A 15,419-nucleotide genomic window follows, 5' to 3' on the forward strand; every position below is an offset into this window, starting at 1 on the left:
CGCCATACCATTGTTGAACGGGGGACGTCCATCCTTTCAGCTTGAAGAGGATGGGCGGGCTCTGTTACACTCGTCGGCTTGTTGCACTGGCGAAGCCGGTGTCTTTCGATGGGCGGTCAGCCCATTTTTTATTTGTACATCCGGAAGTGTGTTGCTGGGATGAGTGTTGCGGAACTGATCGAGCAGGCTGTCAGCGGGCTCGGCTATGAATTCGTCGATCTGGAAACGTCGCCGCGGGGTCGCCTGCTGCGGGTTTTCATCGATACGGACAAGGGCATCACGGTCGATGACTGCGTGACGGTGAGCAATCACCTGACCCGTCTGTTCATGGTCGAGAACGTCGATTACGACCGCCTTGAGGTGTCGTCGCCCGGCCTGGACCGGCCGCTGCGCAAGACCGCGGACTTCATCCGTTTCACCGGCCAGGAGGCGCAGCTGCGCCTGCGCGTGCCGGTGGGCAACCAGCGCAACTTCACCGGCCGTCTGGCTGGCGTCGCGGACGACCGGCTCACGCTGGAGGTCAAGGGCGAGAGCTACGAATTCGAGCTTTCGCAGATCGAACGCGCCCGCCTGGTGCCGGACTTTGAACGCAAGCAGGAGTTGAAACGATGAGTCGCGAGATTCTGTTGCTGGTCGATGCACTGGCACGCGAGAAGAACGTATCCCGCGAAGTGGTGTTCGGCGCGCTCGAAACCGCGCTGGCCTCGGCCACCAAGAAGCGCACCCACGATGACGCCGATGTGCGCGTTTCGATCAATCGCGAAACCGGCGAATACGAAGCCTTCCGCCGCTGGCACGTGCTGCCGGATGAACAGGTCGAGAACGATGAGGCCGAAATCGGCATCATCGACGCGCGTGAGCAGATCCCGGATATTCAGGTCGACGACTACATCGAAGAGGCGCTGGAGCCGGTCGACTTCGGCCGTATCGGCGCACAGGCCGCCAAGCAGGTCATCCTGCAGCGCATTCGCGACGCCGAGCGCGAACAGATCCTGAACGACTTCCTCGAACGCAAGGACCATCTGGTCACCGGCACCATCAAGCGCATCGAGCGCGGCAATGCCATCGTCGAGGTGGGTCGCCTGGAAGCGCTGCTGCCGCGCGAGCACATCATTGCCCGCGAAAACCTGCGTGTCGGCGATCGCGTCAAGGCAGTGCTGCTGCGTGTGGATCGTCAGGCGCGCGGCCCGCAGATCATCCTGTCGCGCACTGCACCCGAATTCATCATCAAGCTGTTCGAGCTCGAAGTGCCCGAGATCGAGGACGGCCTGATCGAGATCAAGGGCGCTGCGCGCGATCCGGGCATCCGCGCGAAGATCGCGGTCAAGTCCAACGACGCCCGCGTCGATCCGCAGGGCACCTGCATCGGCATGCGCGGTTCGCGCGTGCAGGCGGTGACCAACGAACTGGGCGGCGAGCGCGTCGACATCATCCTGTGGTCGCCGGACCCGGCGCAGTTCGTGATCGGCGCGCTGGCGCCGGCCGAGGTCGCGTCCATCGTGGTGGACGAGGACGCCCACAGCATGGACGTCGTGGTCAATGAGGACAACCTCGCGATCGCCATCGGTCGCAGCGGCCAGAACGTGCGCCTGGCGTCCGAACTGACCGGCTGGAAGATCAACCTGATGACGGTCGAGCAGTCGGCTGCCAAGTCCGATGCCGAGAACGCAGCGATCCGCCTGCTGTTCATGGCCAAGCTGGACGTCGATGAGGAAGTGGCCGACATCCTGATCGAAGAAGGTTTCTCGACGCTGGAAGAAGTGGCTTATGTGCCGCTGGCGGAAATGCTCGAGATCGAGGCGTTCGACGAGGACACGGTGAACGAGCTGCGCACCCGAGCCCGCAACGTGCTGCTGACCGAAGCCATCGTGGACGAGGAACAGCTCGAGCAGGTCGATGACGCGCTGCTGGCGCTGGAAGGCATGGACAAGCAGCTGGCAGCCCAGCTGGCGCGCGCGAACGTGCGCACCCGCGATGATCTGGCCGATCTGGCCGTCGATGAACTGGTCGAGATTGCCGGCATCGATGCCGCGCGCGCGACATCGCTGATTACCACTGCGCGCGCGCACTGGTTTGAATAATTGAGGACGGTATGGCGTTGATGAGTGTTTCCCAGTTTGCAACCGAGCTGAAGATTTCGGCGTCGGCCCTGCTCGACCAGTTGCGGCAGGCCGGCGTGGACAAGAAGAGCGAAGGTGATTCGCTGACCGAGCAGGACAAGACCCGTCTGCTCGACTACTTGCGTCGTCAGCACGGTGACACGGCGGGAAAGACCAAGATCACGCTGACCCGTCGTCAGACCACCGAGATCAAGGCGACCACGCCGTCCGGCCAGGCCCGCACGGTGCAGGTCGAGGTGCGCAAGAAGCGCGTGCTGGTCAAGCGCGATCCGGCTGAACTGCTGGCCGAAGAGGCCGCCCAGGCCGCCGCCGAGGACGCCGAGCCGCAGGCCATCCTGCAGGTCGAGCCCGCGGTCGAGATCCAGCCGCCGCCGGCGCCCGAACCCGAACCGGTGGTTGAGCCGGAACCGGTGGTCGAAGTCGCTCCGGAACCGGAACCCGAGCCTGAACCCGAACCGGTGGTCGAAGCAGCCGCACCGGAACCGGAAGTGGTGGCCGAACCGGCCGCGCCGGCCGAGCCTGCACCGGCGCCGGTCGAGCGCCCGATGACCGCGCGCGAACGCGAAGCCAAGCGCCATCAGGAGCTGCTGGCCATCCAGGCGCGTGAGCTGAAGGAAAAGCAGGAACGCGAAGTCCGCATGCGTCAGGAGATGGAAGCCCGTCTCGTGCGCGCCCAGGCGGAAGCCGAAGCGAAGGCCAAGGCTGAGGAAGACGCCAAGGCGGCGGCCGCGAAGGCGCCCGCGGGCACTTTGCACAAGCCGGCCAAGGCCGACGACAAGGCGGTCAAGGCCAAGCCGGGCGCTGCACCCGCGGCGGCGCCGGGCAAGGGTAAACCGGGTACGTCGACCTGGAAGGACGATGCGGCCAAGCGTCGCCAGATCAAGACCCGTGGCGACTCCGGTACCGGAGGCTGGCGTGGCGGTCCGAAGGGGCGTCATCACCGCGACCACGACCAGAACGCACCGGCTGCGCCGGTCGAGGCAGTGGTGCGCGAGGTGCTGGTGCCGGAAACGATTTCGGTCGCCGATCTCGCCCACAAGATGGCGATCAAGGCCACCGAACTGATCAAGGCACTGATGAAGCTGGGCCAGATGGTCACCATCAACCAGGTGCTGGATCAGGAAACCGCGATGATCCTGGTCGAGGAAATGGGCCATACCGCCAAACCGGCCAAGCTGGACGACCCGGAAGCCTTCCTCGGCGAAGCCGACGACGCGCACAAGGACGTCGAAGTGCTGCCGCGCGCGCCGGTGGTCACCGTCATGGGTCACGTCGATCACGGCAAGACCTCGCTGCTCGACTACATCCGCCGTGCCCGCGTGGCGGCCGGTGAAGCGGGTGGCATCACGCAGCACATCGGCGCCTATCACGTCGATACGCCGCGCGGCATGATCACTTTCCTCGATACCCCGGGTCACGAGGCCTTTACGGCCATGCGAGCCCGCGGTGCTAAGGCGACTGACCTGGTCATCCTGGTGGTGGCGGCTGATGACGGCGTGATGCCGCAGACCCGTGAAGCCATCCACCACGCGAAGGCGGCGGGTGTGCCCATGGTTGTGGCGATCAACAAGATCGACAAGCCGGAAGCCAACCCGGACCGCGTGAAGCAGGAACTGGTGGCCGAGGGTGTGGTGCCGGAAGAATACGGCGGCGATTCGCCTTTCATCCCGGTGTCGGCCAAGAAGGGTACCGGCATCGACGAACTGCTGGAAAACGTGCTGCTGCAGGCCGAGGTGCTGGAACTGAAGGCGCCGAAGGATGCCCCGGCGCGCGGTCTGGTGATCGAAGCCCGTCTCGACAAGGGCAAGGGTCCGGTCGCGTCCGTGCTGGTGCAGTCGGGCACGCTGAAGCGTGGCGACATCCTGCTGTGCGGTCAGGTGTTCGGCCGTGTGCGTGCCATGCTGGACGAATCCGGCAAGGCGGTGACCGAAGCCGGTCCTTCCATTCCGGTCGAGATCCAGGGTCTGTCGGATGTGCCGGCGGCGGGTGACGAGGCCATGGTGCTGGCCGATGAACGCAAGGCGCGTGAAATCGCGCTGTTCCGTCAGGGCAAGTTCCGTGACGTGAAGCTGGCCAAGCAGCAGGCTGCCAAGCTGGAATCGATGTTCGAGCAGATGGGCGAGGGCGAAGTCCGCGTGCTGCCGCTCATCATCAAGGCCGACGTGCAGGGTTCGCAGGAAGCGCTGGTGCAGTCGCTGCAGAAGCTGTCCACTGACGAGGTGCGGGTGCAGGTGATCCACGCCGCGGTGGGCGCGATTTCCGAAACCGACGTAAACCTGGCGCAGGCCTCGAAGGCGGTGGTGGTCGGCTTCAACGTGCGGGCCGATGTCGGCGCACGCAAGCTGGCCGAGAACTACGGCGTCGATCTGCGCTACTACACCATCATCTATGAAGCGGTGGACGAGGTGAAGGCCGCGCTGTCCGGCATGCTGGCACCGGAAAAGCGGGAGCTGGTGCTGGGTACCGTGGAGATCCGTCAGGTGTTCCGCGGCACGAAGATCGGCACCATCGCCGGTTGCATGGTCACCTCGGGCCTGGTCAAGCGGGGCGCCAGTGCCCGTCTGCTGCGCAACAACGTGGTGGTGTGGACCGGCGAGCTGGAGTCGCTCAAGCGCTTCAAGGACGACGTCAAGGAAGTCAAGGAAAACTACGAGTGCGGTATCCAGCTGCGCGGCTATAACGAGATCGAAGAGGGCGACCAGCTCGAGATCTTCGAAATCCAGGAAGTGGCCCGCAAGCTGGCGTAAGCCGGCTGCGCTGATCCGATGGCTGAACGTTATTCACGCAGCGACCGTGTTTCGGAGGCGATCCGCCGCGAACTTGCGCAGCTGATCGCCACTGAGCTGAAGGACCCGCGGGTCGGCATGATTTCGCTGACTGCGGTCGAGCTGACGCCGGACTATGCCCACGCCAAGGTGTTCTACAGCACCCTGGCCGAAGGCGATGCACAGAAGCAGATCCACGAGGGGCTGACCCGCGCCGCAGGTTTCCTGCGTCGCGAGATCGGCCGCCGTGTGCGCATCCACACCACCCCGCAGCTTCATTTCGTGCACGACCAGACGATGGAACGTGCCGATCATCTTTCGCGCCTGATCGACAAGGCGCTCCATTCCGATCCCGGCACCGGCGAGGACTGAGTTGCAGCCCCGTTCCCGCTGGAAAGCGGTCCACGGCGTGCTGCTGCTCGACAAGCCGCTCGGCCTCAGTTCAAACGACGCACTGCAGAAGGCGCGGCGCCTGTTCCAGGCAGCGAAAGCTGGCCATACCGGCACGCTCGATCCGCTTGCGACCGGTCTGCTGCCGGTCTGTTTCGGCGAAGCCACGCGCTTTGCCGGCCTGATGCTGGACGCCGACAAGGAATACATCGCCGAAGTCCGTCTCGGCATCCGCACCGCTACCGGCGACGCCGAAGGCGAGGTGCTGCAGACGCGTGAGGTGACCATAAGTGAGGCGGCGCTGCGTCAGGCGCTCGTTGCGCATACCGGCGACATCGATCAAGTGCCGCCGATGCATTCCGCGCTCAAGAAGGACGGCAAGCCGCTGTATGAATATGCGCGGGCCGGCGAGACGGTTGAGCGCGCCGTGCGTCACGTGCGCATCCATGAAATCGAGCTGCAGCAGGTCGCGCTGCCGGTGTTCACGATGCGGGTGCTGTGCAGCAAGGGCACTTACATCCGCACCCTGGCCGAGGACATCGGTGAAATGCTGGGCTGCGGCGCACACCTGACCGGACTGCGACGTACCCGCACCGGGCCGCTCGATCTGGGCCGTGCCTTCACGCTGGAACAGATCGCCGCGCTCGACGAAGCCGCGCGCGAGGCGCTGCTGCTGCAGGCTGACGTTTTGCTGCAGCAGATGCCGGGCTGTCGCCTGAGCGATGCCGAAGCCCAGCGGCTGATCAACGGGCAGCCGGTGTCGGTGCGGGATGCGGACACCGATCTGCCGCCGCTCGGCGGCCAGATTCTGCGTGCCTATGCCGGCCCGGTTTTTCTCGGTCTGGTCGAAGTGCAGGGCAGTCGTCTCCGCGTGAAACGGCTGATGCCGCAGGACAGCACACCGAAAGCGCAGAAAAACCCTGAAAGTGCTTGAGATTGCGCATCCTTGGCGTATAATTTTGGGTTTTCCAAACGAGAGAGTTCAGATCAATGGCTATCGTTACCGCCGATAAAGCCCGCATCGTGGCCGAATACCAGCGTGCGGCCGGCGACACCGGTTCGCCCGAAGTGCAGGTTGCCCTGCTGACCGCGCGCATCAACGACCTGACCGGTCACTTCAAAGAACACGTCAAAGACCACCACTCGCGTCGTGGTCTGCTGAAGATGGTCAGCCAGCGCCGCAAGCTGCTTGACTACCTGAAGCGCACCAATGCCGACAGCTATCGTTCGCTGATCGGTCGCCTCGGCCTCCGCAAGTAATTGCATCCGCAGGCAATGTCGAGGCCCGCAGTGGCTTGACATCACACACCGGCGTGAGTCCTCGCGACTCCGCCGGTTTGTTTTTTCTGGCGGGCGGACGATGCCCGTCCATCACAGAATCGAAAGGAATCGACTTGCTCAACGCTACCCGCAAGGAATTCATGTTCGGCGCCCAGAAAGTGGTGCTGGAAACCGGCGAGATCGCGCGTCAATCGAGCGGCGCCGTCATCGTAAACGTCGAAGAAACCGTCGTGCTGGCCACGGTGGTTGCTCAGAAGTCGGCCAAGGCTGGCCAGGATTTCTTCCCGCTCACCGTTGATTACGCAGAGAAGTTCTACGCAGCCGGCCGCATTCCGGGCGGTTTCTTCAAGCGCGAAGGCCGCCCGACCGAGAAGGAAACGCTGACCTCGCGCCTGATCGACCGTCCGATCCGCCCGCTCTTCCCGGAAGGCTTCTACAACGAAGTCCAGGTCATCGTGCAGGTGCTGTCGCTGAACCCGGAAGTCGATGCAGACATTCCGGCCATGATCGGTGCGTCGGCTGCACTGGCGATTTCCGGCATTCCGTTCAGCGGCCCGATCGGCGCGGCCCGCGTGGGCTACATCGACGGCCAGTACGTCATCAACCCGACCGCCTCGCAGCTGAAGGACAGCAAGCTGAATCTGGTCGTCGCCGGCACTGAAGCCGCCGTGCTGATGGTCGAATCGGAAGCGATGGAACTGTCGGAAGAAGTGATGCTGGGCGCGGTGGTGTACGGTCACGAGCAGATGCAGGCCGCGATCAATGCCATCAATGAACTGGTTGAAGTCGCCGGCAAGCCGGAGTGGGACTGGCAGGCGCCGGCCCGCGACCAGGCGCTGTGGAGCCGCATTTCCGAACTGGCCGAGGCCAAGCTGCAGGACGCCTACCGCATCACGCAGAAGCAGGTCCGCAGCCAGAGCGTGAACGCGCTGCGCGACGAAGTGATCGCCGCGCTGACTGCCGACGCCGCTACGGCGCCGGACGTGAACACGATCAAGAACTACTTCTTCGATCTGGAAGCAGGCATCGTTCGTGGCCGCATCCTGAACGGCGAGCCGCGCATCGACGGCCGCGATACCCGTACCGTGCGTCCGATCGCCATCCGCAACAGCGTGATGCCGCGCACCCACGGTTCGGCGCTGTTCACCCGCGGCGAAACCCAGGCGCTGGTCATCGCCACGCTGGGCACTGGCCGCGATGAGCAGATCATCGACGCGCTGGGCGGCGAGTACCGCGACCGCTTCATGCTTCACTACAATATGCCGCCGTTCGCCACTGGTGAAACCGGCCGTTTCGGCGCACCGAAGCGCCGCGAGATCGGCCACGGCCGTCTGGCCAAGCGCGCGCTGCTCGCCGTGCTGCCGTCGCCGGAGGAGTTCAGCTACTCGATGCGCGTGGTGTCGGAAATCACCGAATCGAACGGTTCGTCGTCGATGGCTTCGGTGTGCGGCGGTTCGCTCGCACTGATGGACGCCGGCGTGCCGCTGAAGGCGCACGTGGCCGGTATCGCGATGGGCCTGATCAAGGACGGCAACCGCTTCGCGGTGCTGACAGACATCCTCGGAGATGAAGATCACCTCGGCGACATGGACTTCAAGGTGGCCGGTACCGACAGCGGCATCACTGCGCTGCAGATGGACATCAAGATCCAGGGCATCACCAAGGAAATCATGCAGGTCGCGCTGGCCCAGGCTCATGAAGCGCGCAAGCACATTCTCGGCATCATGCAGCAGTCGATGTCGGGCGCACGCGAAGGCGTGTCGAACTACGCGCCGCGACTGCTGACCATGAAGATCAATCCGGAAAAGATCCGTGACGTGATCGGCAAGGGTGGTGCGGTGATCCGCGCGCTGACCGAAGAGACCGGCGCCACGATCGACATCGGCGATGACGGCACCATCACCATCGCATCGGTGAATTCGGAAGCCGCCGAGAATGCCAAGCGCCGCATCGAGGCGATCACCGCCGAAGTCGAAGTGGGCAAGGTGTACGAAGGCACGGTGCTGCGCCTGCTGGATTTCGGTGCCATCGTCAGCGTGCTGCCGGGCAAGGATGGTCTGCTGCACATTTCGCAGATCGCCAACGAGCGCATCGCCAACGTCGCCGATCACCTGAAGGAAGGTCAGCAGGTGAAGGTGAAGGTGCTGGAAACCGATGAGAAGGGCCGCATCCGTCTGTCGATGAAGGCGCTGCTGGCTGCGCCGGACTCTAACGGCGAACAGCAGGGCTGATGACCTGCGGGGCGTTCCGGGAAAAATCTTTAGGGATTTTTTGCCGGAAACGCCCCGCAGCCATTGACCTGAAGCCAAGGCCAAAGTAATATCTATGGCTCTCGGGGTGTAGCGCAGCCCGGTAGCGCGCTTGCTTTGGGAGCAAGATGTCGGGGGTTCGAATCCCTCCACCCCGACCAGTAATCGGTTCGCAACGCCGTACTTAGTACCTGCCCGTAGCTCAACTGGATAGAGCAACGGCCTTCTAAGCCGTAGGTTGCGGGTTCGATTCCTGCCGGGCAGGCCAAAAGCCTGAAAAAGTTTCAAAGCGGCTGTCATTCGACAGACGTCCCAGTGGTGGCTGTAGCTCAGTTGGTAGAGTCCTGGATTGTGATTCCAGTTGTCGTGGGTTCGAGTCCCATCAGCCACCCCATCAATTTCCCCTCGTTGTAAAAGATGTCCTCGGACTGAGCGCAGACGTCTGACGCGTTTTTCTGCGCGCTCCTGTCCGTCCTACGGTCATTCCCTGCGATATAGCCCTGTGCAGCTGAGGCCGGATCGGTCAACGTTCCGCGGCGGCGGCATGACGGCTGTCCGAGCGCGGTCCGGCGGCGCCTGCTGTCGGGGGATGCGTCGGGAAAACACCAAACCGGCAAGCGGCACAGGCCCCTGTGCCAGCGTCTAAGGGGGTGCTGCGCTCTGTTCCTGCGTACGGGTCTGCATCCGGAGACATCCCCATCCCGCGCCGCACGTTCCATAGCGCTTCTGTGGTACGCCAGGCCGTCGGTCAGTGTCCGCAGAAGGGAAAGATGCCGCGCGGGCCATGCGACATCGGGCATCGCCGCGAAGCCCGGCGTGCGCCGATCTGCATGCGCGTTGGCTGTCGCCTGTCCTCTCGCTCGGTGACGGCGGGGTGAGGACGTCGCTGCCGCGTCTGTACTGGCTGCGGCGCGCGGTGTCCGATACGGCAGGGGCGGCGACAGGCCGCCGCCCGCCGCAGAGGGCGACGGTGCGGTGGAAGCTGCGACGCTCTGCGCCGGCGCTGCCCACGGCCTGGGCGGCCGTGGCGGTGCTTACTGGGCGACGCCGCCCAGCGCCTCTTCGAGGTGATCGATGAGGCGGCTCAGTTCACCGGTCATCAGCGCGAAATCGGTATCGAAACGTTCCGCTTCGTCGCCGCTGCCGTCGTCGTTCTCGGTCAGCACGTCCAGCGGCGTCACCCGCTTGACCGCGAGGTTTTCGGTCAGCGTGATGGACACGCGCTCCATCCAGCTTAGCGCGAGCCGCGTGCACTGTTTGCCGGCTTCGATGTGCCGGCGAAGGTCTTCCGCTTCCAGCGCGTGCCGTACGTAGCGCACGGTGGCCTTGGACTGGGTGCTGGAGCGCAGTTCGGTGTCCTGATCGATGGTGAAGCCGGCGGGCGCTTCGTCCGCAGCCAGCCACGAGGTCATGGCGGACACGGGCGACAGCGCGGTCTGCAGCGGACGGGCACCGAGGTGCTCGACGCACTCGTTCAGCAGCTGCATCACCTCGTCACCCTTGGCGCTCGCCGCTGCATCGACCACGATGCGGTTCTTGACCGGATCGATCCATACCCGGGTATCGCGCCACACCGCGAAGGCGCGCGGCAGCAGTTCGTTGGTCACCGCGTCCTTCAGTTCGCGCATTTCGCGGCGGCCCGGCTTGTAGCCCTGGTTTTCCTCGATTTCCTGCGCGCGTGCCTTGGTGACCTGATTGACCACGGTCGCCGGCAACAGCTTCTTTTCGGTGCGCAGCGTGATCAGCATCTGGCCGCCGACCGCGTGGACCAGCTTGCCGTCGTCGCGCGGCGACATCCAGCCCATGCGCTGCATCTCGATGCTGCTGCCCGGCTGGAAGGCCTTGGCGGCCAGCTTTTCGTCCAGCTGTTCAGGGGCAAGCGCGAACGGTGCGGCGAGGCGGTAGATCTGCAGATTCTTGAACCACATGATGTCGGTGCCGGAAAAAAGGCCCGGAGTGTACACGAGCGCCGCGGTGCTGCCGCGGCTGCCGTGGACCCGTCTCGCTGTCAATCTCGACGGCCGCCCCGGTCTGCGGGCACACTTATGGCCGTCCGCGCGGCGCCGCCGCGTTCCGCACTTCCATCCCTGTCATCCAGATGGCCACTCCCAGCAGCTACAACGCCTCAGAAATCCAGGTGCTCGAGGGCATTGCGCCCATACAGAAGCGGCCGGACATGTACACCCGGACCGACAGTCCGAACCACATCATCCAGGAAATGATCGACAACGCCTGCGACGAGGCCCAGGGCGGCTTCGCCAACGGCATCCGGGTGGTGATGCACCGCGACGGCTCGGTGTCGGTCGAGGACAACGGTCGCGGCATTCCGGTCGATATCCATCCGACCAAGAAAGTGCCGGCGATCGAAGTCATCTTCACCATCCCGCACTCGGGCGGCAAGTTCGAAGGCAAGGCCTACAAGATCGCCGGCGGTCTGCACGGCGTCGGCGTCACCGTTACCAACGCGCTGTCCACCCGGCTGGAAGCAACGGTGAAGCGCGGTGGCCGCGAACATTCGATCACTTTCGACCACGGCATTTCGCAGGGGCTGACCGAGGTCGGCAGCTGCCCGAAGTCGCACACCGGTACCCGTGTGCGTGCCTGGCCGGATCCGAAGTATTTCGCCAGCAACCGCGTGCGCAAGGCCGACATCGAACACCTGCTGCGCGCCCGCAGCGCCATGCTGCCCGGCGTGCGCATCCGCTTCGAGGACGAAGAGAGCGGGGCGGTGCAGGAGTGGCAGTACGCCAACGGCCTGGGCGACTACCTGCGCGAACAGCTGGGCGATCTGCCGGTGCCGCTGTTCTGCGGTGCGCGTACCGCGATCGCCGGCTATGACGAAGGCGAGGGCGCGGAGTGGGCGATCGCCTTTCCGGAAGGCGGGGCGGTGCGCGAATCCTTCGTGAACCTGATCCCGACGCCGGGTGGTGGCATGCACGAGTCGGGCATGCGGCAGGCGCTGTTCGAGTCGGTCAAGGATTACGCCACCCACCACGGCCTGATGCCGGCCAAGCTCGCGCTGCAGTCGGAGGACGTGTCGCAGCATGCGAGCTATGTGCTCAGCGCCAAGGTGCTGGAGCCGCGCTTCCAGGGCCAGACCAAGGACAAGCTGAACAACCGCGAGGCGGTGAAGCTGGTCTACGAGTGCATCAAGGACACGCTCGACCGCTGGCTCAACGACAACGCGGCGGAGGCGCAGCGCATCTGCGGCCTGGCAATCAAGAGCGCGCAGACCCGTGCGCGCGCCGGCAAGGTGGTCGAGAAGCGCGCCGGCTCCGGCGTCACGCTGCTGCCGGGCAAGCTCACCGACGCCACCGGCACCTCGCCGGAGCAGAACGAAATCTTCCTGGTCGAGGGCGATTCGGCCGGCGGCAGCGCCAAGCAGGCGCGCGACCGCCAGTTCCAGGCGGTGCTGCCGCTGCGCGGCAAAGTGCTGAACACTTTCGAGATCGACTCGTCGGAAATTTTCGCCAACAACGAGGTGCATGACATCGCGGTGGCGCTGGGCATCGATCCGCACAAGCCGGACGCGCCGGCTGCGGTACTCGACGGCCTGCGTTACCACAAGATCATCATCCTGTCGGACGCCGACGTGGATGGCGCCCACATCCAGACGCTGCAGCTCACGCTCTTCCTGCGTCATTTCCCCAAGCTGATCGAGCGCGGCCACGTGTTCATCGGGCAGCCGCCGCTGTACTGCGTGAAGATCGCGCCGACCAAGACGCGGCCGGCGCGCCGCCTCTACGCGCTGGACGAAGCCGAGCGCGACAGCATCCTCGCCAACCTGATCGCCGACGGCATCAGTGAGAGCGCGCTGACGGTGAGCCGCTTCAAGGGTCTGGGCGAAATGAATCCGGACGAGCTGAAGGAAACCGCGATGAACCCGGAAACCCGCCGGCTCATCCGCATCACCGCCGGTGCCGACCCGGAACGGGTGCTGAACACCTTCACCATGCTGATGGGCAAGAAGGAAGCCGAACGCCGTCGCCGCTGGATGGAACTGGAAGGCGACAAGGTGGTGCCGGATGCTTGACGGCAGGGACTAGGGACTGGGGCTAGGGACTAGGGGCTAGGGGAGTGCCGCGCGGTGGTACATCCAACTCGTGTGGCGAAGCCACACCTCCTCCCTAGTCCCTAGCCCCTCATCCCTAGCCTCTGGTCCCTGACCCCTAGCCCCTCCGCACCACCACAAACAACGAAACACCCGGAGCACTCCGTTGACTGACAACCTGTTCGAACCCGACATCGCTGACATCCCGGTCGATGCGCATGCGGCGCAGGCCTATCTGACCTATGCGATGTCGGTGGTCACCTCGCGCGCGCTGCCGGGGCTGGAAGACGGCATGAAGCCGGTGCAGCGCCGCATCCTGTTCGCGATGGACGGTTTTGCCCGTCCGGACGCCGCGCACAAGAAATCCGCCCGCGTGGTCGGCGACGTGATCGGCAAGTACCACCCGCACGGCGATTCGTCGGTCTACGAGGCCATGGTGCGTCTGGCCCAGCCTTTCACGCTGCGCTATCCGCTGATCGACGGCCAGGGCAATTTCGGTTCGATGGACGGCGACAACGCCGCCGCCATGCGGTACACCGAATGCCGGCTGACGCCGTTCGCGCGCCATGTGTTGCTGTCCGAGCTGAACGCCGGCGTGGTCGAGTTCCAGCCCAACTACGACGGTACGCAGCAGGAGCCGTCGCTGCTGCCGGCGCGACTGCCGGTGGTGCTGGCCAATGGCGCGTCCGGCATCGCGGTCGGCATGGCCTGCGAAATCCCGCCGCACAACCTGCGCGAACTGGGCGAGGCCACCTGCCGGCTGCTGGTCGATCCGCGCATGCCGGACGACGACATCATCGACTGCATCCAGGGGCCGGATTTCCCGAATGGCGCGACCCTCATTTCGTCGCGCGAATCGATCGTCGCCGCCTACAAGGAAGGGCGTGGCTCCTTCCGCATGCGGGCCAACTACGAGGTCGAGGGGCTGGCGCGAGGCCAGTGGCAGATCGTGGTCAGCGCACTGCCACCGGGCGTGAGCACCGGCGCGGTGATGAGCCGCATCGACGACCTCGCGAACCCCAAACCCAAGGGCGACAAGAAGAAAATCAGCGACGACCAGGCGCGCACCAAGACGCTGGCCACCTCGCTGATCGATTCGGTGCGCGACGAATCGGACGCGCGTCACCCGGTGCGCCTGGTGATCGAGCCGAAGTCGCGCGCGGTGAGCCAGGAAGACCTGCTGGCTTTCCTGTTCGCGTACACCGACCTCGAATGCAACGCCAGCCTGAACCTGACGCTGCTGGACACCCACCGTCGTCCGGGCCAGATCGGCCTGCCGGCGGTGCTGCGCCAGTGGTGCGACTACCGGCTGGGTGCGGTGACCCGACGGCTCACCCAGCGCATCGCCGACATCGACGACCGCATGCACATCCTGGATGGCCGACTGGCCATCCTGCTCGACATCGACCGCGCGATCGCCATCATCCGCGCCGCCGACGATCCGAAGGCCGACCTGATGGCCGGTTTCGGCATCACCGAGCGCCAGGCCGAGGACGTGCTGGAAATCCGGCTGCGTCAGCTGGCCAGGCTGGAGGCCATCAAGCTGCAGGGCGAGCGGGATGCGCTTCATGCCGAACGTACCGGCCTGCTCAAGCTGCTGGGCAGCGACAGCGCGCTGCGCACCTTCGTGCGCGACGAGGTTCGGGCCGACGTCGAACGCTTCGGCGACGAACGCCGCACGCTCATCAATGCCGACGTGCAGGCCACGCGCACCCGCGAGGTGCCGCAGATCGACGAAGCGGTCACCGTCATCGTGTCGCGTGGCGGCTTTGGCCGGCTGCGTTCCGGCCACGACGTGGACGAGGCTGCGCTGACCTGGAAGGCGGACGACGGTCCGCTGGCGGTGCTGAAGTGCCGCACCGTGTGGCCGGTGGTGCTGATGGACGGCGACGGCCGCACCTACACCATCAAGCCGACCGATCTGCCCAGCGGCAAGGGTGACGGCGTGCCGGTGTCCTCGCTGGCCGATCTGGCCGGCAAGAAGCTGGTGGCGGTGCTCACCGGCGAGCCGGGCAGCCGCTTCCTGGTGGCGTCCGACAGTGGCTACGGCTTCGTGTGCGCGATCGAGGACATGGTGAGCCGCCAGCGCGCCGGCAAGGCCTTCCTGAACACCGACGGCGGTACGGCGCTGGCGCCGGTCAAGCTGCTGCCTGCGGACAGGTGGGTGGTGGCCCAGGGCGGCGACCGCCTGCTCGCCTTCCCGCTGGAGGAGATGAAAACGCTGTCCGGCGGCAAGGGCGTGAAGATCATGACGCTGCCGGAGGGCGAATCGCTGGCACTGCTCACGCTGTTCCGCGAAAAGCTCGCGCTGCCGGTGGCCGGTTCGCGCGGCCGGGCGAAGACGCTGAACATCGACGAGAACGCGCTGATGGCCTGGCGCGGCGTGCGGGCGACCAAGGGACGCAAGCTGGATGGCTAGTGCCGGGTGCGTCGGCATTTCTTACACCCGTGCGGGTCTGTGTGCCTGCGTTGTGCGCCAACTGATTGTTCCGGCTGGAATAAGCGGTCAGGGTGATCGGTGGCGCACGGTTTGCTTCCCAGCGTGAAGGGTCTTCAATCCGGA

General features: G+C 65.1%; 10 protein-coding genes and 3 tRNA genes. 12 read left to right on the forward strand and 1 reads right to left on the reverse strand.

The genetic code is table 11. The features are described 5' to 3' along the window. Window positions 1–159 precede the first annotated feature (159 nt). The 10 genes from rimP to METUNV1_RS04130 all read left to right on the forward strand — a co-directional run bounded on the left by rimP (window position 160) and on the right by METUNV1_RS04130 (window position 9,199). On the forward strand, window positions 160–612 hold the full coding sequence (gene rimP / locus METUNV1_RS04085) for a ribosome maturation factor RimP (RefSeq protein ID WP_008059118.1): 453 nt from the start codon (window positions 160–162) through the stop codon (window positions 610–612). Further along, complete coding sequence (nusA, locus tag METUNV1_RS04090; protein WP_008059120.1) at window positions 609–2,081, forward strand: transcription termination factor NusA; 1,473 nt, start codon at window positions 609–611, stop codon at window positions 2,079–2,081. The genes rimP and nusA overlap by 4 nt, the downstream gene beginning before the upstream one ends. 20 nt (window positions 2,082–2,101) lie before the next feature. Continuing rightward, the gene (gene infB / locus METUNV1_RS04095) at window positions 2,102–4,867 is read left to right on the forward strand and encodes a translation initiation factor IF-2 (RefSeq protein WP_008059123.1); all 2,766 of its coding nucleotides are present in this window, start codon (window positions 2,102–2,104) and stop codon (window positions 4,865–4,867) included. Window positions 4,868–4,885: 18 nt separating this feature from the next. Next, on the forward strand, window positions 4,886–5,257 hold the full coding sequence (gene rbfA, locus METUNV1_RS04100; RefSeq protein ID WP_008059125.1) for a 30S ribosome-binding factor RbfA: 372 nt from the start codon (window positions 4,886–4,888) through the stop codon (window positions 5,255–5,257). A 1-nt stretch (window position 5,258) separates the two neighbouring features. Beyond that, entirely contained in the window at window positions 5,259–6,209 is a 951-nt protein-coding gene (truB, locus tag METUNV1_RS04105) for a tRNA pseudouridine(55) synthase TruB (RefSeq protein ID WP_008059127.1), read from the forward strand. A gap of 56 nt (window positions 6,210–6,265) precedes the next feature. Then, window positions 6,266–6,535, forward strand: coding sequence for a 30S ribosomal protein S15 (rpsO, locus tag METUNV1_RS04110; protein WP_008059129.1), 270 nt, complete (start codon window positions 6,266–6,268; stop codon window positions 6,533–6,535). Window positions 6,536–6,696: 161 nt separating this feature from the next. Further along, window positions 6,697–8,787, forward strand: coding sequence for a polyribonucleotide nucleotidyltransferase (pnp, locus tag METUNV1_RS04115; protein WP_043359059.1), 2,091 nt, complete (start codon window positions 6,697–6,699; stop codon window positions 8,785–8,787). Window positions 8,788–8,889: 102 nt separating this feature from the next. Further along, window positions 8,890–8,966 (forward strand) — tRNA-Pro (locus tag METUNV1_RS04120). 30 nt (window positions 8,967–8,996) lie between these two features. Next, window positions 8,997–9,073: transfer RNA gene (locus tag METUNV1_RS04125), tRNA-Arg, on the forward strand. Between the two features lie 50 nt (window positions 9,074–9,123). Next, window positions 9,124–9,199, forward strand: a tRNA-His gene (locus tag METUNV1_RS04130). A 640-nt stretch (window positions 9,200–9,839) separates the two neighbouring features. On the opposite strand, the gene METUNV1_RS04135 is transcribed toward METUNV1_RS04130, so the two are convergent. Then, window positions 9,840–10,733 carry a recombination-associated protein RdgC gene (locus METUNV1_RS04135; RefSeq protein ID WP_008059133.1) on the reverse strand — a complete coding sequence of 298 codons (894 nt, stop codon included), beginning with the start codon at window positions 10,731–10,733 and terminating at the stop codon, window positions 9,840–9,842. Between the two features lie 170 nt (window positions 10,734–10,903). Between METUNV1_RS04135 and METUNV1_RS04140 the strand changes: the two genes are divergently transcribed. Both METUNV1_RS04140 and parC read left to right on the forward strand, forming a co-directional pair. Further along, on the forward strand, window positions 10,904–12,838 hold the full coding sequence (locus METUNV1_RS04140) for a DNA topoisomerase IV subunit B (protein ID WP_008059136.1): 1,935 nt from the start codon (window positions 10,904–10,906) through the stop codon (window positions 12,836–12,838). Window positions 12,839–13,022: 184 nt separating this feature from the next. Beyond that, a complete protein-coding gene (gene parC, locus METUNV1_RS04145) occupies window positions 13,023–15,275 on the forward strand; it encodes a DNA topoisomerase IV subunit A (protein WP_008059151.1) in 2,253 nt (750 codons plus the stop codon). Window positions 15,276–15,419 lie beyond the last annotated feature (144 nt).

Origin of the sequence: Methyloversatilis universalis FAM5 (assembly GCF_000214035.2) — a bacterium.
Classification (GTDB): Bacteria; Pseudomonadota; Gammaproteobacteria; order Burkholderiales; family Rhodocyclaceae; genus Methyloversatilis; species Methyloversatilis universalis.